Below are 22,359 nucleotides of genomic sequence, written 5' to 3'. Positions count from 1 at the left end.
AACGTCAATCGTGCAGATCAGGACCAGTTTGCCTTGGTGAGCCAACAACGCACCGCAAGCGCGCAAGCCAAAGGCTTTTTTTCTAAAGAAATCGTGGCAGTTGAAATCCCTCAGCGTAAAGGGGATGCTGTTGTGATTGACACCGATGAACATCCACGTGCATCAACTACACTTGAAGCTTTAAGCAAACTTAAACCCGTTGTAAAAGCAGATGGTAGTGTAACTGCGGGTAATGCTTCAGGTATTAACGATGGTGCTGCGGCTCTACTCATTGCTTCTGATGATGCAGTCCAAGCTTACAACCTAAAACCACGTGCCAAGATCATTGCTTCAACAGCGGTGGGTGTAGAACCACGCATTATGGGTTTTGCTCCGGCGCCAGCAATCAAAAAGCTTCTTAAACAAGCCAACCTGACTTTAGATCAGATGGATGTAATTGAGCTCAATGAAGCTTTTGCGGCACAGGCTTTGGCAGTGACCCGTGATTTAGGCTTGCCAGATGATAGCAACAAGGTCAATCCGAACGGTGGTGCAATTGCTTTGGGTCATCCACTTGGTGCGTCAGGTGCACGCTTAGTCACTACAGCCTTAAACCAGCTTGAACAAACAGGCGGTCGTTATGCCTTATGTTCAATGTGTATTGGTGTGGGACAAGGTATTGCACTCATTATTGAGAGAGTCTAATCATGAGCCAGTTATATGCCAGCTTGTTTTATCAAAAAGACGTCACTGACATCTTTAGTGATTCATCTTTAATCACATACATGATTCAGGTTGAAGCTGCGTTAGCTCAAGCACAGGCACAAGTTGGTGTGATTCCTCAAAATGCGGCTAATACAATTGCACAAGTGGCTGAACAAGCACTAGAAAAGTTTGACTTTCCAGCTTTAGCAGTTGCAACTGGCTTAGCAGGAAATATCGCAATTCCATTTGTAAAACAACTTACAGCAATTGTTAAAGATGTCGATGAAGATGCTTCACGCTATGTGCATTGGGGCGCAACCAGTCAGGATATTTTAGATACAGCATGTGTTTTGCAATGCCGTGATGCGTTGAACATTGTGGAAGCACAACTTCAACAGTGTTACACCACTGCATTACAACAAGCGAAACAATATCGCCATCAGGTCATGATTGGGCGTACATGGTTACAGCAAGCTTTGCCAATTACTTTAGGACATAAGCTTGCACGTTGGGCTTCTGCATTTAAACGTGATTTGGACCGTATACAAGCAATGAAACCACGTGTACTCACTGCTCAGTTAGGTGGTGCTGTGGGTTCATTAGCTTCTTTGCAAGATCAAGGTTCACTTGTGGTCAGTGCATTTGCTAAACAGCTGAATTTGAGTGTTCCAACAAGTACGTGGCATGGTGAGCGTGACCGTATTGTAGAAATCGCAAGTGTACTCGGCATGATTGTTGGGAACACAGGCAAGATGGCGCGTGACTGGTCACTCATGATGCAAACAGAAATTGCTGAATTGTTTGAGCCAACTGCAAAAGGTCGTGGTGGTTCATCAACCATGCCACACAAACGTAATCCAGTGGCAGCAGCTTCAGTATTGGCAGCAGCAAATCGTGTACCAGCACTTATGTCTAGTATCTATCAAAGCATGGTGCAGGAACACGAACGTAGCTTAGGTGCATGGCATGCAGAATGGCTGGCAATCCCTGAAATTTTTCAGCTTTGTGCTGGAGCGTTAAGTCGTACTGGTGAAGTTTTACAAGGTTTTGAAGTTAATGCTGAGCATATGCAACAGAACCTTGAATGTACCAATGGGTTGATTATGGCAGAAGCTGTGATGATGGCACTTGCTCCAAAAATTGGTCGTTTAAATGCTCATCATTTGGTTGAAGCTGCGTGTAAAACAGCAGTGGCACAAAACCAGCATTTATGCGATGTCGTTAGCGAGTTAGATGAAGTAAAAGAACATTTTAGTCAAACAGAAATTTTGGAAATATTTAAAGCAGAAAACTATTTGGGCAACATTCAGGCTCAAATTGATGCTGTTTTGCAAGAAGCACAAGGAGAGTCAAAGTGAAACAGACTATTAGCAATCGCCAAGGTAAACAGTTAGCTGTTTACACTGAAGGGTTAAAAGATGCTCCTGTGCTTGTGTTTTCTAATTCGTTAGGAACAGACCATGGGATGTGGCAGCCACAGTTAAATGAATTAAAAAGTCATTTTAATGTCATTACATATGACGCACGTGGCCATGGTGAAAGTGATGTAATTAGCGACACCACATTGCAAAACTTAGCAGAAGATATTGTTGATATTTTAGATGCCTTAAATGTTGAAAAAGCTCATTTTTGTGGCATTTCAATGGGTGGAATTACAGGGCTTTGGTTAGGTATTCATTACTCAGAGCGCTTTCACAGCATTACTGTAGCGAACTCGGCAGCTAAAATTGGTCAAGCTGATGCTTGGTTAAGCCGCGCCGAGTCTGTAGAACAAAATGGTTTAGCTGAATTGGTTAAAACCACGCATACCCGCTGGTTCAGTGAAAAATTTGACTATCAACATAATGTGGTTGCACAAACGACGATTCAAAGTCTCGCAAACACACCAGCACAAGGTTATGCCAATGCATGTCGTGCTTTAGCACATGCCGATTTAAGAGATGAAATTGCACAAATCCAGATTCCGGTACTGCTGGTTGCAGGGACATATGATCCGGTGACTACAGTAGCAGATGCTGAGTTTATGCAGCGTGCTATCAACAATAGCCAACTTGCAAAATTGGAAGCATCTCATCTTTCTAATATTGAACAACCACAAAGATTTACTCAGGAATTGACTAGGTTTATTCAGCAAATCTAATAGCTTAGTGATTTAAAAGGAATTGGCCTTAAGGAGGCAAATATGGCGTCTCAGGATTACGCTGCACCAAACAAAAGTATCGATGCTCAAGCACTGATTAATGATGCTCCACTCAGTAAGTATCAATGGATGATCGCAATCATCTGTTTCTTAATTATTTTTACTGATGGGATCGATACTGCTGCAATGGGCTTTATCGCTCCAGCTTTGGCTCAGGACTGGGGCGTTGATCGTTCTCAGTTAGGCCCAGTCATGAGTGCTGCACTTGGTGGAATGATTATTGGAGCTTTGGTTTCTGGCCCGACAGCTGACCGTTTTGGTCGCAAAATTGTTTTGGCCGTTTCAATGCTTATTTTTGGTGGTTTTACCTTGGCATCTGCCTATGCAACAAATCTGGATAGCCTTGTTGTATTGCGCTTTTTGACAGGTATTGGGCTGGGTGCAGCTATGCCAAATGCCACAACATTATTCTCTGAATATTGTCCAACACGCATTCGTTCACTATTGGTGACATGTATGTTCTGTGGCTACAACTTAGGTATGGCAACAGGTGGCTTTATTAGTAGCTGGCTCATTCCGACTTACGGTTGGCACAGTCTATTTTTGCTGGGTGGCTGGTCACCTCTGATCTTAATGATTTTAGTGATTTTCGTTTTACCAGAGTCTTATCGCTTTTTAATTGTTAAAGGTAAAGACCCAGAGAAAGTACGCAAAATTTTAAATCATATTGCGCCAACTCAAGTTAAAGACGTTAGCACTTTTTATGTTCCAGAAGAGAAAACTGAAACAGCTCAAAAGAAAAATGTTTTTGGAATTATGTTTTCTAAACCATATGCGAAAGGAACACTTTTGCTTTGGTTGACCTATTTCATGGGATTGGTTGTTGTTTACTTGCTTACAAGCTGGTTACCAACACTCATGCGTGAAACAGGTGCCTCAATGGAGCGTGCTGCATTTATTGGTGGATTGTTCCAGTTTGGTGGTGTGGTGAGTGCATTGTTTATTGGTTGGGCGATGGACAAATTCAACCCGAACCGAGTGATTGCTATTTTCTACTTCGCTGCAGGTCTATTTGCGATTGCTGTCGGTCAAAGCTTAGGAAATTCAACTTTACTTGCTGTATTGGTGCTTTGTGCAGGTATCGCAATTAATGGTGCGCAATCTTCAATGCCAGCTTTAAGTGCACGTTTCTATCCAACCCAATGCCGTGCAACGGGTGTGTCTTGGATGACAGGTATTGGACGTTTTGGTGCAGTATTTGGTGCTTGGATTGGTGCCGTATTACTCGGTAATGATTGGTCGTTTACTGCCATTCTCAGTTTATTACTGATTCCAGCGACTGCTGCGGCTGTTGCTGTATTTGTTAAATCACTTGTTGCGCATACCGATGCAACTTAATGGAGGTCTATCACAATGAATGATGAACAACGCTATAAACAAGGCATTGAAGTGCGGACTGAAGTTTTAGGTGAAAAGCATGTTGGTCGGTCTTTGCAGAACTTAAATGACTTTAACCAAGATTTTCAAAATTTTATTAGCCGTTACGCATGGGGTGAGGTGTGGTCTCGTCCAGGCTTGCCACGTCACACACGTAGTTTAGTGACTATCGCAATTTTATTGGCGCTTGGTCGCGAAGATGAACTACGCATGCATTTACGTGCTTGCTTCAACAACGGTGTAACTAAAGAAGATTTAAAAGAGTTGATCTTACATAGCTCACTCTATGCAGGTTTACCTGCTGCAAACGCTGCAATGCATATGGCTGAAGAAGTCTTTAAAGAATTGGGGATAGAAGTAAGCCCAGTTGCAGCGAAAGAACAGGATTAAGGAGATAAAGATGTCACAACATAGCTGGGGTGCTTACGCCCAACGTAATACAGATGATCATCCACCAGCGTATACGCCAGGTTATAAAACAAGTGTATTACGTTCGCCAAAAAATGCATTGATCTCTATTAACGAGACTTTAACTGAAGTCACTGCACCGCATTTTTCTTCAAATCTGTTCGGTCCAAAAGATAACGATTTGATTCTGAACTATGCCAAAGATGGTTTGCCAATTGGTGAGCGTGTCATTGTTCATGGCTATGTTCGTGATCAATTTGGTCGTCCTGTAAAAAATGCGCTTTTAGAAGTATGGCAAGCCAATGCTTCAGGTCGTTACCGTCATCCAAACGATAAATTTATTGGCGCCATGGACCCTAACTTCGGTGGTTGTGGTCGTACATTAACGGATGAAAATGGTTTTTATATTTTCCGTACCATTAAACCGGGTCCATATCCGTGGCGTAACCGTATTAATGAATGGCGTCCGGCACATATTCATTTCTCTTTAATTGCTGATGGTTGGGCTCAGCGTCTGATTTCACAGTTTTATTTTGAAGGTGATACTTTAATCGACTCTTGTCCGATTTTAAAAACCATTCCTTCTGAAGATCAACGTCGTGCACTCATTGCACTAGAAGATAAAAACAACTTTATCGAAGCTGATAGCCGTTGTTACCGCTTTGACATCACTTTACGTGGACGTCGAGCGACTTACTTCGAAAACGAATTGACTTAATCAGGAGCCTTAGCATGAATAACTGGAATTTTCAGGAATTAAAAGAAACTGCATCTCAAACGGGTGGTCCTTACGTTCACATTGGTTTGTTACCACAACAAGCAAATATCGAAGTTTTTGAAAACAACTTTAATAACCAGCTTGTACAAGACCAGACCCAGGGCCAGCGTATCCGTCTTGAAGGGCAAGTATTTGACGGGTTGGGTTTACCTCTACGCGATGTGCTTATCGAAATTTGGCAGGCCGATGCAAATGGTATTTACCCAAGTCAGGCTGATACACGTGAGCAAAAAGCTGACCCAGCTTTTCAAGGTTGGGGCCGTACTGGTGCAGACTTTGAAACGGGTATTTGGAGTTTCAATACCATTAAACCGGGTGCAACTGCGGGGCGTAAAGGTTCAACTCAGGCGCCTCATATTGCTTTAGTGATTTTTGCTCGTGGTATTAACTTAGGTCTTAATACGCGTGTTTATTTTGAAGATGAAGCTGAAGCAAATGCTAATGACCCGATTTTAAATAGCATTGAATGGGCACCACGTCGTCAAACACTTATTGCGAAACGTTCAGAGGAAAATGGTGAAGTTGTTTACCGCTTTGATATTCGTATTCAAGGCGATGACGAAACTGTATTTTTTGATATTTAAGAAACACCTAAGGCTACACATGATCGCCCATGGATGCGTGTAGCCTTTTTCAAGGATGAATGATATGAACATGAAAACATTATTAAGCTTAAGTTTGCTTGCACTTCCATGTTTTACAGCGCAGGTGAATGCTGAACCTGTCGTTTTAGCTGCTCAAACTCAGGCTGCTACTACAGCTGTTAAAACGATTGTTCCGATTACTGCAAAAACTAAAGAACAAGCTTTGGCACAAGCTCAAGTCATTGCAAATACGGCAGATGCTGATTTGGCAGAATTCCGTATCGATTTATTGAGTTTTGCTAGTGATACAAAACAAGTGATTGCGTTAGGTCACGAATTAAAAAAGATCTTAGGCAATAAGCCAATGATTGCCACAATTCGTACTAAAAACGAAGGTGGTCAACTTGAAATTAGTGATGTGGATTATGGTAAGACCTATCAGGCTTACTTAAAAAATCCTTTCATGGACTGGTTAGACGTTGAAATGTTCCGTGATCAAAAAGTAGTTTCAGAAATTGTTCAAAAAGCACATCAAAAGAAAGTATTGGTTGTGATGTCTAATCACGACTTTCAGAAAACACCAAGCCAAGATGAAATTGAAAAGCGCTTGTTAAAGCAAGATCAGATGGGGGCAGATGTTCTCAAAATTGCAGTAATGCCAAAATCTAAACAAGACGTTTTCGCTCTAATGAACGCGACTTTAAAAGTAAGTCAGCAAACCACTAAACCTTTATTGACCATGTCAATGGGGCAGTTAGGGACGATCTCTCGTGTTGCGACAGCCAATATGGGCGGAAGTTATAGCTTTGGCATGATTGGTGAAGCGTCTGCACCGGGGCAAATTGATGTGACTAAGCTCAAACATATTTTAAAAACCGTTCAACCAACAAATCCATAAATCATAAGGACATGATGAAATGAATACATTACGTTTAACTACTCTTGCATTAGGTTTGATGGTTTCAGGTGTAGCTGCTGCGCAGACTTATGTTGTTGACCGTTATCAGGACGACAGCAACAAAGGTTCTTTACGTTGGGCAATTGAGCAAGCCAATGCTAACCCAGCCGATGCGAGTGAAATCTTGATTCAGGCAGTGGGCAAAGCACCTTATGCGATCAAATTAAACAGCGCGCTTCCTGAGATTAAAGCACCGGTCAAAATCATTGGTACGCAGTGGGATAAAACTGGTGAATATATCGCGATCGATGGTTCAAACTATATTAAAGGCGAAGGTGCGAAAGCTTGCCCAGGCGCAAACCCTGAACAGTATGGGACCAATGTGCGTACGATGACTTTACCGGGCTTAGTACTACGCGATGTAAATAACGTTACGTTAAAAGGTCTAGATATTCATCGTTTCTGTATTGGTGTATTGATCAACCGTTCAAGCAATAATCTCATTCAGCACAACCGTATTAGCAATAACTACGGTGGTGCTGGTGTCATGCTTACTGGTGATGATGGTCAAGGTAATCCAACTGCGACAACCACCAATAACAACAAAGTTTTAGACAACATCTTCCAAGACAATGGCGATGGTTTAGAACTAACCCGCGGTGCTGCTTTTAACCTGATTGCAAATAACCATTTTGTTTCAACTAAAGCAAACCCAGAACCATCACAAGGTATTGAAATTTTGTGGGGTAATGACAATGCCGTAGTTGGTAATAAATTCGAAAACTATTCGGATGGCTTACAGATTAACTGGGGTAAGCGTAACTATATTGCCTACAACGAAATGACCAATAACTCGATTGGTTTTAACATGACAGGCGATGGCAACATTCTCGATAGCAACAGAGTTCATGGTAACCGTATTGGGGTCGCGATTCGTTCGGAAAAAGATGCAAATGCAAAAATTACATTGACTAAAAACCTGATTTGGGACAATGGTAAAGATATTAAACGTTGTGAAGCTGGTGGTTCATGTGTACCGAATCAGCGTTTAGGAGCAATTGTATTTGGTGTACCTGCACTTGAGCACGAAGGATTTGTAGGTTCTCGTGGTGGTGGTGTAGTTGTTGATCCATCTAAACAACAAAAAACATGTACTCAACCAAATGAACAAGGCTGTAATGCTCAACCTAATCAGGGTATTAAAGCTCCTAAATTAACTGCTAATAAAGGTTCAGTTGCGGTAGAAGTTAATGGTTTACCAAATCAACGTTACCAAGTTGAATTTTTTGGTAATCAAAATGCGGCATCAAAAGAAGCTGAGCAATATTTAGGGGCAATAACAGTTGCTACAGATGCACAAGGAATCGCAAAAGCAAATTGGAAGCCAACTGTAAAAGTTGCCTCAATTACAGCGAATATCACTGATCGTTTTGGTACGACTTCTGAGCTTGGTTTTACAAGTGTTAAATAACAATAAGGAAAGCGCTTCAAACTGAGGCGCAGCATAGAAATATAGAAATGATAAAAGGGACTTAAAATGCCGAATTTAATGAAACTGAGTGTATTAACAATCGCTGTATTGGGTAGCCAATTTGCGCTTGCGAATGAGCCGTGGTCACAAGACCGTCAATGGTTGCTTGGCGAATGGAATGGTGAGCGTCAGCAACTAGAGCAACAGGGTTATAAATTTACAGCTTCTATTATGAGCCAAGCTGCCACAAATTTAGATGGTGGTTACAACGACAGCAATACTTTTGAAAATGCTGCACAACTTTCTTTAGGTGCAAACTTCGACTTAGAAAAAATTGCTGGATGGAAAGATACAACAGCGAGCCTAGTCGTGACTAAACGTGACGGGAATGCATTAACTCTCGAGCGTATTAAAGACCCGCGTTCTAGCCAATTGGGCAATGCTCAAGAGATTTATGGTCGCGGTAAAATCTGGCGTTTATCTCAGGCATGGGTGAAAAAGGGTTTTGCTGATAATACAGTACAGGTCAAATTCGGTCGTATGGGTATGTCAGAGGATTTTAATAGTTCTCAATGTGAGTTTCAGAACTTATTGCTTTGCGGTGGACAGCTAGGAAAATCAATTGGTTCAATTTGGTATAACTCGCCAGTCGGTATTTGGGCTACAAACGTTAAATATCAGTTTGCGCCTGAGTGGACTTTGGGTGTCGGTGTTTATGAAGTCAATCCGGACAATATTAAAACCGAATCAAATAGTGATGGCTTTAATCTGGATATGAACAACGTGAAGGGTGCGACCATACCAGTTGAACTTGCTTGGAAACCAAAACTTTCTACTTTCAATGGCTTACCGGGTGAATATAAAGTAGGGGCGTTGTATTCAACCGCAGAAGCGAATGACATTAAAACTGCGGGCAAAGTTCATGACGGAAAACAAAGTTTCTGGATTAATGCTCAGCAACAACTTACCCATAAAGGTGAAGACCCTAAACGTGGTTTATACGTAAGCTTGAACGGTGTTGTAAATGATAAAGCAACCACCTTTGTTCAAAGTACACAACAAATTGCACTTTGGTATAAAGGACCGTTTGATAGCCGTCCAAACGATTCGATTGGTTTTGGTATTGCCAATTATGTGGTCAATGATCGTGCTAAAGATAAGCAGATCGCGACAAACGAAAGCCGTGGATACTATAGCTATGATGCGATTGCATCTGACTATATTCCAATTCAAGACGACGAACTAAATGTCGAGTTGAACTATACCTATCAATGGTCTCCGGCCGTTATGTTACGTCCAAACATTCAATATATCCATCAACCTGCTGGTGTAAAAGCGGTCGATGATGCTTGGGTGGCTGGTCTTAGCGTAAAAGTCAATTTTTAACAATGTTGATGGCTGGTTAGACATAGTTTAACTGGCCCAAATGCTTGAACTATTGTGTTCAGTATATGTGGAGTAGGATCTATGTCTGAGTCAGATTCTAAGTTTCATATCTTATTCAAAATATGGTGTTTTCTATTAGGCCTAGTTTTATTGGCTACTGGTGTTTTTTACATCGTAGGCGGTGGAAAGCTAGTGTCATTAGGTGGATCTTGGTATTTCCTCGTCGCAGGGCTGTTTATTACCATTTCTGCATTTAGTATTTTTCGTAAAAAGGCACTTGGTGTCTGGATATTTGCGGCTGTTTTTGTTGGCACCGTAATTTGGTCGCTGATTGATGCAGGTTGGGAATTCTGGCCGTTATTCTCACGGTTAATGTTTCCTGCTGGTCTTTTTGCTGCATTGTTATTTACCTTACCTGCAATTCGACGTTACCAATTCCAAAGCGGTTTGGCATCTTCATCTTACGCAGTTGGTGGGTTAGTTGTTGTCGGTATGTTGATTGCGCTCTATCAAATGTTCCAACCGCATCCAACAGTAGCAAGTTCAGGTGAAAAATTACCTTTAGTACCAGTTGACCCTGCTAAAAAACAGGTGAATTGGGAAAACTATGGGAATGATGCAGGTGGTAGTCGTTTCGTTGCTCTCGATCAAATTAACCGAGATAACGTTCATAAACTAAAAGAAGCTTGGCGTTTTAGAACGGGTGATTTTACAACAGGTAGTGGTAATGGTGCTGAAGACCAAATGACCCCGCTACAAGTTGGAAATAAAGTTTTTTTATGTACACCACATAACAACATTTTTGCAATCGATGCTGATTCAGGCAAACAGCTCTGGAAAGCTGAAGTGAATTCTAAAGCTGATGCTTGGGAGCGCTGCCGTGGCGTTGCATACTTTGATTCGACTAAGCCACTTGTACAACCAACGTTGGCTGGTGCAAATGCAATAACTCCAGTTGCAAACAATACCGCATGTCCTCGTCGTTTATATACCAATACACCTGATGGTCGTTTAATTGCAGTCAATGCAGATAACGGTCAGCGCTGTGCTGATTTTGGTGTAAATGGAACAGTTGACTTGTTAGAAGGTCTAGGAGCTGGAACTAAAGCTCCACGTTTTGAAGTGACTTCTGCACCGACTATTGCTGGAACAACCATTGTAGTAGGTAGCCGTATTGCCGATAACGTAGCAGCAGATATGCCAGGTGGTGTTATCCGTGGTTATGACGTGATTACCGGTAAACTTCGCTGGGCATTTGACGCACGTAATCCAGATCCTAACTATGTTCTTAAACCGGGTGAAACTTATAAACGTAGTTCGGCAAACTCTTGGGCTGCAATGTCTTATGATCCGCAAATGAATACGGTGTTTTTACCTATGGGTAGCTCATCTGTCGACATTTGGGGTGGTAACCGTAATCCCTTAGATCATAAATATAACACTTCTGTTTTAGCACTTGATGCGACAACGGGTAAAGAAAAGTGGGTATATCAAACTGTTCATAATGATTTATGGGACTTTGACTTGCCAATGCAACCGAGCCTAGTCGACTTCCCATTAAAAGATGGTACGACGAAACCAGCTGTTGTTATTGGAACCAAATCAGGTCAATTCTTTGTGCTTGACCGTGTAACTGGTAAACCATTAACTAAGGTGATTGAACAGCCAGTTAAGCCTGCAAATATTCCGGGTGAGCAATACAGCGCAACTCAACCACGTTCAGTTGAAATGCCTCAAATTGGTAATCAGACTTTAACTGAATCAGATATGTGGGGTGCAACGCCGTTTGATCAGCTCATGTGCCGTATTAACTTCAAGTCAATGCGTTACGAAGGTTTATTTACTGCACCAGGTACTGACGTTTCATTAAGCTTCCCAGGTTCTTTGGGTGGTATGAACTGGGGTAGCATTGCATTTGATCCGACACATCGCTATATGTTCGTAAACGATATGCGTCTTGGGTTATGGATTCAGTTAATAGAACAAACCCCTGAAGATATTAAGATTCAGGCGAGTGGTGGAGAGAAAGTAAATACGGGTATGGGTGCTGTGCCAATGAAAGGTACACCATATAAAGTGAATAAAAACCGCTTTATGTCAGCTCTTAGCATTCCGTGTCAAAAACCACCATTTGGTACCATGACCGCAATTGACTTAAAAACACGTCAAGTCGCATGGCAAGTACCGCTTGGTACAGTACAGGATACTGGACCTATGGGTATCAAAATGGGCTTAAAAGCACCAATTGGTATGCCAACTATTGGTGGACCAATGGCAACACAAGGTGGTCTGGTATTCTTCGCTGCAACGCAAGATTACTACTTACGTGCTTTTGATTCATCTACAGGTAAAGAACTGTGGAAATCACGCATGCCAGTGGGTAGCCAAGGAACCCCAATCAGCTATGTTTCACCAAAAACAGGTAAACAATATGTAGTTGTTACGGCAGGCGGAGCTCGTCAGTCTCCTGATCATGGTGATTATGTAGTCGCTTATAGCTTAGAACAATAATTCAATAAGGCAAAAGAGAGCATTTCTCTTTTGCCTTTAACTTTAATATATTTTTTGTATTAAAGCCTGGGAGTAAGTTGTATTGTTTTAAATAGATAGGTTTACCAAATAGTAAAAAAGTGCTTTAACTTATTGCAAAACCTAAAATATTCCAAAGATTGATAATGCTTGAACACTAGATATAGTCGAACTGTTAGATATTTTTTCACAATGTTTTACCTATAAATAAATCTCATTTGTTTATTAAGTTTTGTTTAACTTAAGATGGTGAATTTTAATTAGAAATAAACATTATTAACTTATTACACTTAAAAATCAGGTTTTTTTTGTTGAAAAAACAAGCGTAAATATATATTTATATTATATTTATATAATTTATAGCATTACGTTAGAATGGTCGTCGCAGGTTATTACTACCCAGTAATAATTTGTATTTCAGGATTTTAAGCTTTTATTGGCTTAAGGCCCATCGCAAGATGGGCCTTTTTTTATGCGATTTTGATCATAATATTTCATTATTATAAAAATAGCCTAAGCAAGAATATATCAATTAAAGAAAACTATCACAAAAAATAGTCTTTAATGACAAGAAGTGTATGATTTGATAAATTAAAGCTACTTGATAATAATAGGTGATACGATGAGATTTTTGGTTCTTGCAACTTTATCTGGTTTAGCTTTGATGGGTTGTGCATCTGTTCAGCAAGCACCGAATACACTAGAAACTATTCGTTATGCTTCTAGCCCATGCTTTGGTGCATGCCCAATCTATTCAGTAGAAGTAGCACCTACGGGTTTAATTCGCTTTGAGGGCAAACAATATACTAAAGCTATAGGCGTTAAAGAAATTCAAGGTAGTGTAAAAGACTATCAAAAACTTGCAGATGATTTAAAAACTTATCGCCCAGAAACAGGCACACAAGCGAAAACTGGCGGATGTCAGCAAACCGCTACCGATATGTCTAGCTATTACATTTCTTGGGTTCAACCAAATGGCACGGAAACAAAATTAAGCCATTACACAGGTTGCATGTCTCCTGCGAATAATAGATTGAATAAAGTCATGGAAAAGTTGCCTGAACAATTAGGCATTAAAGATCTAATTTAATAATAAAAGCCCCAAAATCTTGGGGCTTTTTCTTGTTAAGAAGAATTATATAGTTGGGAGTCTTATTTTAAGTATTTCTAAAAGAATCAGCGTATAATACAGATTATAAAAACATATATTGTTAAGGGTGGTTATATGTCAAATATTGTCTATGCCTTTTTTGGTGGTTTGTTACTCGGCATCGCGACAGTTGGATATTTATATATAAATGGTCGTATAGCTGGAATTAGTGGATTGCTTGCTCAAATCATAAATCCCACTAAGGACACCTTTAAAAGTTCTGCATTCTGGTTCATTGCAGGACTAGTGATCACACCTTTCATATATGGCTATTTTTATCAGCCTGAAATTGAAATTAAAGCCAATACATTTGCACTTATTTTAGCAGGCGTACTTGTTGGCTTTGGAACAAGGCTAGGATCTGGTTGTACAAGTGGCCATGGTATTTGTGGCATGAGCAGGTTATCAAAACGCTCGATGATAGCGACAGCAGTTTTTATGTTTGCTGGCATGTTAACTGTTTATATCATTCGTCATGTGTTGGGGTAATCCTATGAAGAATATCTTTGCTTTTATATTTGGTAGCTTGTTTTCATTGGGTTTAATGATCTCGGGCATGTCTAATCCTGAAAAAGTTTTAGGTTTTCTAGATATATTTGGACAGTGGGATATCAGCTTAATGTTTGTAATGTTAGGTGCTATTGCTGTGGCATTTATTCCATTTCAAAAAGCGATTAAAAATCCAAAAACACTTTTTAATGAACAAATTCAATTACCAATGACTACACAGATTGACCAAAGGTTAATTGTTGGTGCTTTTATTTTTGGTATAGGCTGGGGAATAGCAGGAATATGTCCGGCTCCTGCTTTAACGCTTATTGGTTTAGGACATTTTGAAGCTCTTTATTTTATTGTCGCAATGTTATTGGGAATGTTGATTTACCGAGTCTTAAATAAAGGAAATTAAAGCTATGCAACAACCTCTAGTAAAAGATTTTTTTGATGAAAATACCAATACTTTTAGCTATGTTGTTGCGGATTCGGTTACGCGTCAATGCGCTATTATTGATAGTGTACTTGACTACGATGCAGCTTCAGCGACTACGAAAACAACCAATGCTGATCTGATTATCGATTATGTTTTAACTCAAAACTTCAAAGTACAGTGGATTTTAGAAACTCATGTACATGCAGACCATATGACTGCTGCCCAATATTTAAAATCTAAATTGGGTGGCACAATTGCCATTAGTCAAAAAATCTCAGTAGTACAAGAAACTTTTTCTGCTATCTATAATTTTGATTTTAAAAAATTTAATGAAAATCAGCCTTTTGATTATTTATTGGAAGACCATGAGCATTTTAAAATAGGGGATATAGAAGCCTATAACATTCCTACACCAGGGCATACACCTGCTTGCTTAAGCTATGTGATTGGTGATGCTGTTTTTGTAGGTGATACTTTATTTATGCCTGATTATGGTTCGGCTAGATGTGATTTTCCCAAGGGGAGTGCCGCCGCGCTCTATGACTCGGTACAACAGCTTTATACACTTCCTGATAACATGCGCATGTTCTTGTGCCATGACTATAAGCCAGAAGGTCGTGATGAATATATCTGTCAAACAGACATAAAAACTCAAAAGCAAAGCAATATTCATCTAAACCGACAAGTTTCTAAAGAGTCATTCATAAAAATGCGTCAAGAAAGAGATGCAACTTTACCAATGCCAAAATTAATCTTGCCTTCAATACAAATTAATATGAATGCAGGAAATTTTCCGGAACCTGAAGCGAATGACGTCCGTTATTTAAAAATTCCATTTAATTATTTTTAGAAATAGCCTAAGCATATCCATCCAGTCATTACCACTTAAGAAAATAGCCTAAGCAAGTAATAAAATTTACCCCATAGAAATAGCCTAAGTAAGATTTAAAGAACTTGTCTCAAATCCCGCGAAGTCTCTTGCAATAAAGGCAAAATGTGTTGAATTAAATATTCTTCAGTTGTTTTCATGGTTGGAGAAACAATGTTTAAAGCAGCAACGACTTTAAAGTCTTGCCCATAAATAGGTACGGCGAGTGCGTGAACGCCTAATTCATGTTCTTCACGTGAATAACACCAATCTTGTTCTCGAATCTCTTGTAGTAACTCTAAAAATTTATCGTTTTCAATATGCGTATATTTGGTTAAACGCTGTAGTGGGTATTTTTGAAGCCAGTCCAATTGTTCTTCTTGGCTTAAATGTGCCAGTAAAATTTTACCCGCCGAGGTCGCATGAGCAGGCAAGCGGTTACCTAAGTGTAAGCCGTATGGATTTACACGGTCAGTTTGTTGGTGCGCCGCACTACGTGCAATGGTAATGGCTTCATAACCGTCAAGTACCATCACTGAATAAATCAGAGATGTTTGATTGGTTAAAAGATTTAATAAAGGCTGCGATACTTTTGGAAGTTGAGCGGCACCTAAATAAGCCCCCGAAAATTTAAGAACTTTAGGAGTTAAATAGTAATAGTGGCCATCTGACTCAAGATAACCTAGATATTCTAAAGTTAATAAATGGCGTCTTGCAGCTGCTCGGGTAAGCCCAGTTTTTTCAGCGGCCATAGAAATATTTAAACGATGTTGATTGCTGCTAAAGCTATCTAAAATCGCCATACCTTTACCGATGCCAGCAATGTAATCTTCATGACGAATAGTTTTCTTGTTGTCCTGATTCTGGATTATTCGTTCATCTTTACTCATGACAGGTCCTTGTACGATGTAGGCGTTAGTAGATCAATTTGCTTTACAGAAAAAGTTTAATAATTTCATGTCGCAAAAATTGATGCCTTAAATTATCCCTTAAATCTTCATGCCAAAACATCCCCATTTTGATATTGGTCATCTCAAATGGGAGTGAATGCAAACGAATTTCCGAACTATAGGATAAATGCTGCAAAATCATTCGAGGCATGGTCAATATTGCGTCAGCTTGAGCCTCCAAAACTTGTAATGCTGTTGAGTAGTTTTGACAGCGCATGAATACATTTCTTGAAATTCTTTGATGTTGGTTTAAATAAATATCTTCAAGTAAGGCACCTGTACGGCGTGATGAAACACCAATATGTCGACCACTAATATAGCTCGATAAATCGACTTCTTTAAGTTGACTGCAAATGACGAACTCATCTGTTACAAGGTGGTCAAATGTAATTTTTGGAGATAAGTATTGTTCTAGGTCAATCACAAAATCGAGCTGCTGTGTCGCCAAGTCCGCCGTAATATGTTTTCTATCTAACTTCATACTGACAAACTGCAAATCTAAATTAAGATTTTGAAAATGTTGAACAAGTCTTGGAAGAATAATAGGCTCAATTTCATCATGCACGGCGATTTTTAAGTTTTTTAAACTGGTTGGATCAAAAACATGTTTCTGCTGGCTAATATTTTGAATGGTTAAAAGCGCTTGCTTAACAGTCGGGTAAATCTGTTCTGCAAAAGGAGTTGCAGACATTTTATTGCCTACGCGTATGAACACATCATCTTCGAGTTGTTGGCGTAACCGTTGCAGAGCATGGCTTGCTGCCGATTGTGTAATGTTGAGGCTACTTGCAGCATTTGAAATACTTTTTTGTTCATAAATCGCGATAAAAAGAGGATATAAATTGATATCTATTCGATGGAAAAAGCTTAAATCGAGCCCATGCAGGTTATGAATATTATTCATGAGGTGTTATTTAATAAAATCATTTCATTCATATTAAGTTTCAAGTTATGTTGATGTAAAGACAAGATAGCGATGTAAGGGAAAAAGAATGTTTGAACTTTCAAAAACAGCTCAAGATTTTGTCGAGCGAACAAGAAAATTTATTCAAGAAGAAATAGAACCTGTTGAAGCAAAATTTTGGGAAGAAGTTCATGAGCTAAATCCAGATGGAAACTGGAAAAAGTGGCAGTGGCCCGAGCTTTTAGAAACTCTGAAATCTAAAGCTAAACAAGCTGGTCTTTGGAATATGTTTTTACCCGATGAAAAGTTGGGTGCTGGGTTATCAGTTCAAGAATATGCTCACATTGCCGAATTAACCGGTCGTAGTTTATTGGCACCCACCGTTTTTAACTGTAACGCACCTGACACAGGGAATATGGAATTGTTATGGCGCTATGGCAGTGAACAGCAAAAACAACAATGGTTACAGCCTTTACTGGACGGAAAAATTCGCTCGGTTTTTTGTATGACCGAACCAGATGTTGCTTCAAGCGATGCAACGAATATGCAAGCGACTGCGCTCATCGACGGTAATGAAATTGTTTTAAATGGCAAAAAGTGGTGGTCGTCTGGTTTAGGCGATCCTAATGCCAAAGTCATTATTTTTATGGCTCATACCCCAGATGAGAGCAAAGACCGTCATCATCAACACTCTATGGTTTTAGTGCCTATTGATACGGCGGGTGTTGAAATTCAGCGTATGTTACCTGTGTTTGGAGACTACGATGCACCGCATGGACATGGTGAAGTCCATTTTAATAATGTTCGAGTGCCTTTTGATAGCTTTATTGGTGGTGCAGGTCAAGGTTTTGAAATTGCTCAAGGCCGCTTAGGACCTGGGCGTATTCACCATTGCATGCGCTGTATTGGTGCTGCTGAAAAAGCACTAGAACTCATGATTGATAGAGGCATGTCTAGAACTGCGTTTGGCAAAGAAATTTTGAAACTCGGTGGGAACCTCGAACGGGTAGCTGATGCGCGAGTAGCGATAGACCAAGCTAGGCTTTTAACCTTGTATGCAGCCTATAAAATGGATACTTTAGGTAATATGGCCGCTTTAACAGAAATATCTGCAATTAAAGTGGTCGCTCCAAGTGTTTTAGAAAAAGTAGTCGACATGGCGATTCAGCTACATGGTGGTGCGGGCGTTTCAAGAGATACACCATTAACAGGTTTCTTTGCTCAAGCGCGTAGTTTACGTTTAGCAGATGGACCAGATGAAGTACATAAAGGCATGATTGCCAAATTAGAGTTAGCCAAACGTGGTTATGGTCGTCATAAGAAAGTATAAGTTTAAAGGAAATTAGAATGTCGGTAATTGATATAGGCGGTGAAGTACGTGAAGGTGAAGAACTTGATATTGGGGCAGTTGAAAGCTGGTTAAAAAACCAAGGCGTTGAGTTGGTTGGCCCAGCAATCGTGACACAATACACAGGTGGTGCTTCAAATTGGACTTATCGTTTAAAGTATGAAAATACCGATTTAATTTTACGACGTCCTCCAAAAGGAACAAAAGCGAAGTCAGCCCACGATATGGCCCGTGAATATATGGTGCAAAAAAATCTTGCGCCTTATTATCCAGTACTTCCTAAAATGGTGGCACTTTGTCAGGATGAAAAGGTTATTGGCTGTGATTTTTATGTCATGGAGCGCATTGCGGGAATTATTCCTCGTGCAAAATTGCCGCCCGAGCTTGGTTTTAATGAAGAGGATGTTCACGAACTTTGTGTAAATGTACTTGATAAGCTAATCGAGTTACATCAAGTTCCTTATGAAAACACGCCTTTAGCTGAACTAGGCAAAGGGGGAGGATATTGCCGTAGACAAGTAGAAGGTTGGGATAAGCGATATGAAAAAGTTAAAACGCTCAATGTTCCTTCATTTAAATATGTCCGGAAATGGTTGAAAGATAATGTCCCTCAAGATTCCACGACTTGCATTATTCATAATGATTGGCGATTTGATAATGTGATTTTAGATCCAGAGCATCCAACTGAAGTGATTGGTGTGCTGGATTGGGAAATGGCGACCTTGGGTGATCCATTAATGGATTTAGGCAGTGCTTTGGCCTATTGGGTTGAGCCTACGGATAATATGATTTTCAGATCGACACGCCGTCAGCCTACCCATTTAAAGGGAATGTTTTCTCGCAAAGAAGTTGTTGACTATTACCTGAAAAAAACAGGTCTGAACGCTCAAAATTGGGCTTTTTATGAAGTCTTTGGCATATTTCGTTTAGCAGTGATTGCTCAGCAAATCTATTACCGCTATTACCATAAACAAACCCGAAACCCTGCTTTTAAAGATTTCTGGATCGTCATTCATGCGCTACATATCAGAGCTTTAAAACTTATTGGCCAGCAAAAAATTCAAGAATCGAAATTTGCTCAGCAATCTCTACAGAAAATACAGGGTATTTTAAGAAAATGACCACAATTTATCTGGTAAGACACGGTCAGGCATCATTTGGTAAAAGCAACTATGATGAGCTGTCTGAAAATGGTGAAGCTCAAGCGACTTTATTAGGGCAATACTTTAAGCGAATATTGAAAGAGCAACCTTATGTTGTGGCGGGTACCATGCAGCGCCATCAACAAACCGCACAACTCGCATTAAATGAATGTTTTCCTGATGCGGTGATTAATCACAATAGTTTATGGAACGAGTTTAATCATCAGCAGGTTTTTGCACGTTATGAACCGCGTTTTGAACAACCGGAATTGTTAAAAGCTGACGTAGCACAAGATAATAATCCGCGTGCCTATCTTGCCAAAATATTTGAAGGCGCAATTGGACGCTGGACCGATGGTGATTTTCATCATGAATATGATGAGTCATGGCCGCATTTTAAAGACAGAGTTGAAACAGCACTACAACAACTTTGTGATGAATTGGCAAAAACCAAACCTCGTTATGCAGTCGTTTTTACCTCTGGTGGTGTGATTTCTGTCGCAATTGGCAAATTACTTGAACTGAGTCCAAATCGAACTTTTGCCTTGAACTGGGCAATTACCAATACAAGTCTCACCACTTTACGTTTAGTTGGAAATGAAGCTCAGGTTTTAAGTTTAAATGAACATCATTTTATAAAAGCTGAGCGTCCAGATTTACTGACATGGATTTAAAAATAAGGATAAAAGCATGGCAAAGACAATTTTAATTACAGGTGCAAGTTCTGGGTTGGGTGCGGGTATGGCTCATGAATTTGCAGCGAAAGGCTATAACTTGGCGATTTGTGCACGCCGTTTAGATCGATTAGAGACTTTAAAAACCGAACTTGAAAATGAATATGGCATTCAGGTGATTGCAAAAAGTCTAGATGTGACTCATTACGATCAGGTTTTCGAAGTTTTTCGTGCATTTAAGCAAGAGTTTGGTTATTTAGACCGAATTATTGTCAATGCTGGAGTCGGAAATGGTCGTCGTATTGGCAAAGGCAATTTTGAAATTAACAAAGCCACCGCTGAAACCAACTTTATCTCTGCCTTAGCGCAGTGTGAAGCGGCGGTTGAAATTTTTAGAGAGCAAAACGCAGGCCATTTGGTGGTGATGTCATCCATGAGTGCCATGCGTGGATTACCAAAACATTTATCGACCTATGCGGCAAGCAAAGCTGCGGTTGCTCACTTGGCTGAAGGTATTCGCGCTGAATTACTGGATACGCCAATTAAAGTTTCAACAATTTTCCCAGGTTACATTCGCACTGAAATGAATGAAGGTGCTAAACATTTGCCATTTGAAGTCGATGCTAAAACAGGGTGCAAAGCACTAGTCAAAGCTATCGAAAAACAACCCGTGAAAGCTTATGTACCGCAGTGGCCATGGTTGCCGATGAGTATTGCAATGAAGGTTTTGCCTTTAAGGTTGGTCAATAAATTAGGATAAAAAATTGCCCCCTAAATTTTAGGGGGTAATTTTTTATATTTAGAACTTCTTGGTGTAATTGACGAATAGACGGTCTTCACCAAAGTCATTACCGTGTTTGACGTTGTAATCAATACGAATATATTGCAGGGCAATGCCTTTTAAGAACGGCTGCTGAAATGCATAGTTTAAAATCACATTCGATTCAGTCTCATGGTTTTTTTCGCCATTGGCTGCCTTGAAGTCATGGCCATAAACATATTTCACCATCGCATTTAAGCCTGGTACATAGTCTTTAAAGTCGTAGCCGTACATCACATGGTAAGATTTTTCATCTTCTTTAAAGAATCCGGTTGCGTTCCAGTTAATAAAATAGGTTTCTGGTAAGAAGCCATCTGGTAGTGGATAAGCTGATTCACCAATAATTTGTTGATAACCTAAACCAAAGGTATGGTTTTTCACTTTTACAGTTTCAAGTAGGCCGATGTTTTGAGCATCAATATCAAAAGTATTGCCATCATCTTTTGCATTGAAGTATTTAAACTTAGAGGTGAGGGCAAAAGTTGGCTGCTTCCATGTATGCTCAAGTCCTACATAATGCTTGTTATACAGATCTTCTAAATTACCAAAATAGTATTCACCCTTTAAAGACGGCGTAAATTGATAACGTAAGTCCAGATAGTTTAAGCCATCCGATTCTTTGGTAATTCCATTGGCCGTAAAAGAAAACTTTTTAAAGTCTTCTTCATTTCGCGGTGACACTTTTTCAACTCGACCAATTTCGGCATAAAGCTGATCCGAAAGTTGAGACTTCAAATTGGTTCCCCAATACGAAGTGAGTAACTGACGGCTAGCATCTACGGCAGTTACAGGTAAATCTAGCCAGAGTTCACCGACACTTAAAAGTGTTTTGTCATAGCCCAGCTTTAAGGTTGCACCGTATTTTAGATAGTCTGATGCTTGAGATTGTGTTTCTTTATTAAAAGGTAAAACGGTGTCGGCGACATGTTTGTCTGAACTTAAACGTACGGCGTATTGCACAGAAGCATTGGCACCAATGGTGATTGGCTTATCTGCAATTTGCAGTGGGGTGTCATGCATTTTCGATTTATAAAATAACGATGCTGCCTGAGACCAACTTCCCGTATCTTTAAGGGCGTCATTATCAAAATTACGATTAATGTAGGCATTTTTTAAAGTGAATTTCCATTCATCTTCAGTTTGCTGATTTTGGTTTGCAGCCCATGAATTGCCACACATCAATACTAAAGTTGCTATGGCTAAAGGCTGCGGTTTAAAGCGTTGAAATAATTCCATAATCCATTTCCAAAATCTATGCGC

At 40.0% G+C, this 22,359-nt stretch carries 22 protein-coding genes; 19 read left to right on the top strand and 3 right to left on the bottom strand.

The window, feature by feature from the left end; all coding sequences use genetic code 11:
* The 15 genes from BMW38_RS18120 to BMW38_RS18050 all read left to right on the top strand — a co-directional run.
* On the top strand, window positions 1-684 hold a 684-nt coding region (locus BMW38_RS18120), incomplete at its 5' end, for an acetyl-CoA C-acyltransferase (protein ID WP_139193552.1).
* 2 nt (window positions 685-686) lie between these two features.
* Entirely contained in the window at window positions 687-2,042 is a 1,356-nt protein-coding gene (locus BMW38_RS18115) for a 3-carboxy-cis,cis-muconate cycloisomerase (protein ID WP_092710686.1), read from the top strand.
* Window positions 2,039-2,824: a 3-oxoadipate enol-lactonase gene (gene pcaD / locus BMW38_RS18110; RefSeq protein ID WP_092710683.1), complete on the top strand. Its 786-nt coding sequence runs from the start codon at window positions 2,039-2,041 to the stop codon at window positions 2,822-2,824. Before BMW38_RS18115 ends, pcaD begins: the two co-directional genes overlap by 4 nt.
* Window positions 2,825-2,866: 42 nt before the next feature.
* On the top strand, window positions 2,867-4,222 hold the full coding sequence (locus tag BMW38_RS18105; protein ID WP_005040146.1) for an MFS transporter: 1,356 nt from the start codon (window positions 2,867-2,869) through the stop codon (window positions 4,220-4,222).
* Between the two features lie 15 nt (window positions 4,223-4,237).
* Window positions 4,238-4,651, top strand: a complete 414-nt coding sequence (pcaC, locus tag BMW38_RS18100) for a 4-carboxymuconolactone decarboxylase (RefSeq protein ID WP_003652028.1) — start codon at window positions 4,238-4,240, stop codon at window positions 4,649-4,651.
* A gap of 10 nt (window positions 4,652-4,661) precedes the next feature.
* The gene (pcaH, locus tag BMW38_RS18095; RefSeq protein ID WP_003652026.1) at window positions 4,662-5,387 is read left to right on the top strand and encodes a protocatechuate 3,4-dioxygenase subunit beta; all 726 of its coding nucleotides are present in this window, start codon (window positions 4,662-4,664) and stop codon (window positions 5,385-5,387) included.
* 14 nt (window positions 5,388-5,401) lie between these two features.
* Complete coding sequence (gene pcaG, locus BMW38_RS18090; protein WP_092710680.1) at window positions 5,402-6,031, top strand: protocatechuate 3,4-dioxygenase subunit alpha; 630 nt, start codon at window positions 5,402-5,404, stop codon at window positions 6,029-6,031.
* A 70-nt stretch (window positions 6,032-6,101) separates the two neighbouring features.
* Window positions 6,102-6,929, top strand: coding sequence for a type I 3-dehydroquinate dehydratase (gene aroD, locus BMW38_RS18085; RefSeq protein ID WP_092710696.1), 828 nt, complete (start codon window positions 6,102-6,104; stop codon window positions 6,927-6,929).
* Window positions 6,930-6,948: 19 nt separating this feature from the next.
* Window positions 6,949-8,400: a right-handed parallel beta-helix repeat-containing protein gene (locus tag BMW38_RS18080; protein WP_092710677.1), complete on the top strand. Its 1,452-nt coding sequence runs from the start codon at window positions 6,949-6,951 to the stop codon at window positions 8,398-8,400.
* A 66-nt stretch (window positions 8,401-8,466) separates the two neighbouring features.
* Window positions 8,467-9,786: a carbohydrate porin gene (locus BMW38_RS18075; protein WP_092710674.1), complete on the top strand. Its 1,320-nt coding sequence runs from the start codon at window positions 8,467-8,469 to the stop codon at window positions 9,784-9,786.
* 81 nt (window positions 9,787-9,867) lie between these two features.
* On the top strand, window positions 9,868-12,297 hold the full coding sequence (locus tag BMW38_RS18070) for a glucose/quinate/shikimate family membrane-bound PQQ-dependent dehydrogenase (protein WP_092710671.1): 2,430 nt from the start codon (window positions 9,868-9,870) through the stop codon (window positions 12,295-12,297).
* 649 nt (window positions 12,298-12,946) lie between these two features.
* A complete protein-coding gene (locus tag BMW38_RS18065; RefSeq protein WP_092710693.1) occupies window positions 12,947-13,405 on the top strand; it encodes a DUF6438 domain-containing protein in 459 nt (152 codons plus the stop codon).
* A 135-nt stretch (window positions 13,406-13,540) separates the two neighbouring features.
* Entirely contained in the window at window positions 13,541-13,954 is a 414-nt protein-coding gene (locus BMW38_RS18060; protein WP_049836834.1) for a YeeE/YedE family protein, read from the top strand.
* Window positions 13,955-13,958: 4 nt separating this feature from the next.
* The gene (locus BMW38_RS18055) at window positions 13,959-14,372 is read left to right on the top strand and encodes a DUF6691 family protein (protein WP_092710667.1); all 414 of its coding nucleotides are present in this window, start codon (window positions 13,959-13,961) and stop codon (window positions 14,370-14,372) included.
* 4 nt (window positions 14,373-14,376) lie between these two features.
* Window positions 14,377-15,243 (top strand): MBL fold metallo-hydrolase, encoded by an 867-nt coding sequence (locus tag BMW38_RS18050; RefSeq protein ID WP_092710664.1) that lies wholly within the window; start codon window positions 14,377-14,379, stop codon window positions 15,241-15,243.
* A gap of 95 nt (window positions 15,244-15,338) precedes the next feature.
* Here BMW38_RS18050 and pcaU read toward each other — a convergent pair whose 3' ends face one another.
* The gene (gene pcaU / locus BMW38_RS18045) at window positions 15,339-16,151 is read right to left on the bottom strand and encodes an IclR family transcriptional regulator PcaU (RefSeq protein ID WP_003652006.1); all 813 of its coding nucleotides are present in this window, start codon (window positions 16,149-16,151) and stop codon (window positions 15,339-15,341) included.
* 43 nt (window positions 16,152-16,194) lie between these two features.
* Window positions 16,195-17,115 carry a LysR family transcriptional regulator gene (locus BMW38_RS18040; protein ID WP_092710661.1) on the bottom strand — a complete coding sequence of 307 codons (921 nt, stop codon included), beginning with the start codon at window positions 17,113-17,115 and terminating at the stop codon, window positions 16,195-16,197.
* A gap of 88 nt (window positions 17,116-17,203) precedes the next feature.
* Between BMW38_RS18040 and BMW38_RS18035 the strand changes: the two genes are divergently transcribed.
* From BMW38_RS18035 to BMW38_RS18020, 4 genes are read left to right on the top strand one after another with little or no spacing between them, the layout of a single operon-like run.
* Window positions 17,204-18,445 (top strand): acyl-CoA dehydrogenase family protein, encoded by a 1,242-nt coding sequence (locus BMW38_RS18035; RefSeq protein WP_092710658.1) that lies wholly within the window; start codon window positions 17,204-17,206, stop codon window positions 18,443-18,445.
* 17 nt (window positions 18,446-18,462) lie between these two features.
* Window positions 18,463-19,584: a phosphotransferase family protein gene (locus BMW38_RS18030; protein WP_092710655.1), complete on the top strand. Its 1,122-nt coding sequence runs from the start codon at window positions 18,463-18,465 to the stop codon at window positions 19,582-19,584.
* Window positions 19,581-20,279: a histidine phosphatase family protein gene (locus BMW38_RS18025; RefSeq protein ID WP_092710652.1), complete on the top strand. Its 699-nt coding sequence runs from the start codon at window positions 19,581-19,583 to the stop codon at window positions 20,277-20,279. The genes BMW38_RS18030 and BMW38_RS18025 overlap by 4 nt, the downstream gene beginning before the upstream one ends.
* A 16-nt stretch (window positions 20,280-20,295) precedes the next feature.
* Window positions 20,296-21,039, top strand: a complete 744-nt coding sequence (locus BMW38_RS18020; protein WP_005040180.1) for an SDR family oxidoreductase — start codon at window positions 20,296-20,298, stop codon at window positions 21,037-21,039.
* A gap of 39 nt (window positions 21,040-21,078) precedes the next feature.
* On the opposite strand, the gene BMW38_RS18015 is transcribed toward BMW38_RS18020, so the two are convergent.
* A complete protein-coding gene (locus BMW38_RS18015; protein WP_092710649.1) occupies window positions 21,079-22,335 on the bottom strand; it encodes an OprD family outer membrane porin in 1,257 nt (418 codons plus the stop codon).
* Window positions 22,336-22,359 lie beyond the last annotated feature (24 nt).

It is taken from the genome of Acinetobacter sp. yr461, assembly GCF_900110445.1.
GTDB lineage: Bacteria > Pseudomonadota > Gammaproteobacteria > Pseudomonadales > Moraxellaceae > Acinetobacter > Acinetobacter calcoaceticus.
Note: the sequence above shows the minus strand (reverse complement) of the source record. Positions and strands in the feature narration are given on the sequence as shown.

Coding starts and splice junctions, on each gene's coding strand:
- BMW38_RS18115 (WP_092710686.1), top strand. CDS start 687: ATGAGCCAGTTATATGCCAGCTTGTTTTATCAAAAAGACGTCACTGAC.
- BMW38_RS18105 (WP_005040146.1), top strand. CDS start 2,867: ATGGCGTCTCAGGATTACGCTGCACCAAACAAAAGTATCGATGCTCAA.
- pcaC (WP_003652028.1), top strand. CDS start 4,238: ATGAATGATGAACAACGCTATAAACAAGGCATTGAAGTGCGGACTGAA.
- pcaH (WP_003652026.1), top strand. CDS start 4,662: ATGTCACAACATAGCTGGGGTGCTTACGCCCAACGTAATACAGATGAT.
- pcaG (WP_092710680.1), top strand. CDS start 5,402: ATGAATAACTGGAATTTTCAGGAATTAAAAGAAACTGCATCTCAAACG.
- aroD (WP_092710696.1), top strand. CDS start 6,102: ATGAAAACATTATTAAGCTTAAGTTTGCTTGCACTTCCATGTTTTACA.
- BMW38_RS18080 (WP_092710677.1), top strand. CDS start 6,949: ATGAATACATTACGTTTAACTACTCTTGCATTAGGTTTGATGGTTTCA.
- BMW38_RS18075 (WP_092710674.1), top strand. CDS start 8,467: ATGCCGAATTTAATGAAACTGAGTGTATTAACAATCGCTGTATTGGGT.
- BMW38_RS18070 (WP_092710671.1), top strand. CDS start 9,868: ATGTCTGAGTCAGATTCTAAGTTTCATATCTTATTCAAAATATGGTGT.
- BMW38_RS18060 (WP_049836834.1), top strand. CDS start 13,541: ATGTCAAATATTGTCTATGCCTTTTTTGGTGGTTTGTTACTCGGCATC.
- BMW38_RS18055 (WP_092710667.1), top strand. CDS start 13,959: ATGAAGAATATCTTTGCTTTTATATTTGGTAGCTTGTTTTCATTGGGT.
- BMW38_RS18050 (WP_092710664.1), top strand. CDS start 14,377: ATGCAACAACCTCTAGTAAAAGATTTTTTTGATGAAAATACCAATACT.
- pcaU (WP_003652006.1), bottom strand. CDS start 16,151: ATGAGTAAAGATGAACGAATAATCCAGAATCAGGACAACAAGAAAACT.
- BMW38_RS18040 (WP_092710661.1), bottom strand. CDS start 17,115: ATGAATAATATTCATAACCTGCATGGGCTCGATTTAAGCTTTTTCCAT.
- BMW38_RS18035 (WP_092710658.1), top strand. CDS start 17,204: ATGTTTGAACTTTCAAAAACAGCTCAAGATTTTGTCGAGCGAACAAGA.
- BMW38_RS18030 (WP_092710655.1), top strand. CDS start 18,463: ATGTCGGTAATTGATATAGGCGGTGAAGTACGTGAAGGTGAAGAACTT.
- BMW38_RS18025 (WP_092710652.1), top strand. CDS start 19,581: ATGACCACAATTTATCTGGTAAGACACGGTCAGGCATCATTTGGTAAA.
- BMW38_RS18020 (WP_005040180.1), top strand. CDS start 20,296: ATGGCAAAGACAATTTTAATTACAGGTGCAAGTTCTGGGTTGGGTGCG.
- BMW38_RS18015 (WP_092710649.1), bottom strand. CDS start 22,335: ATGGAATTATTTCAACGCTTTAAACCGCAGCCTTTAGCCATAGCAACT.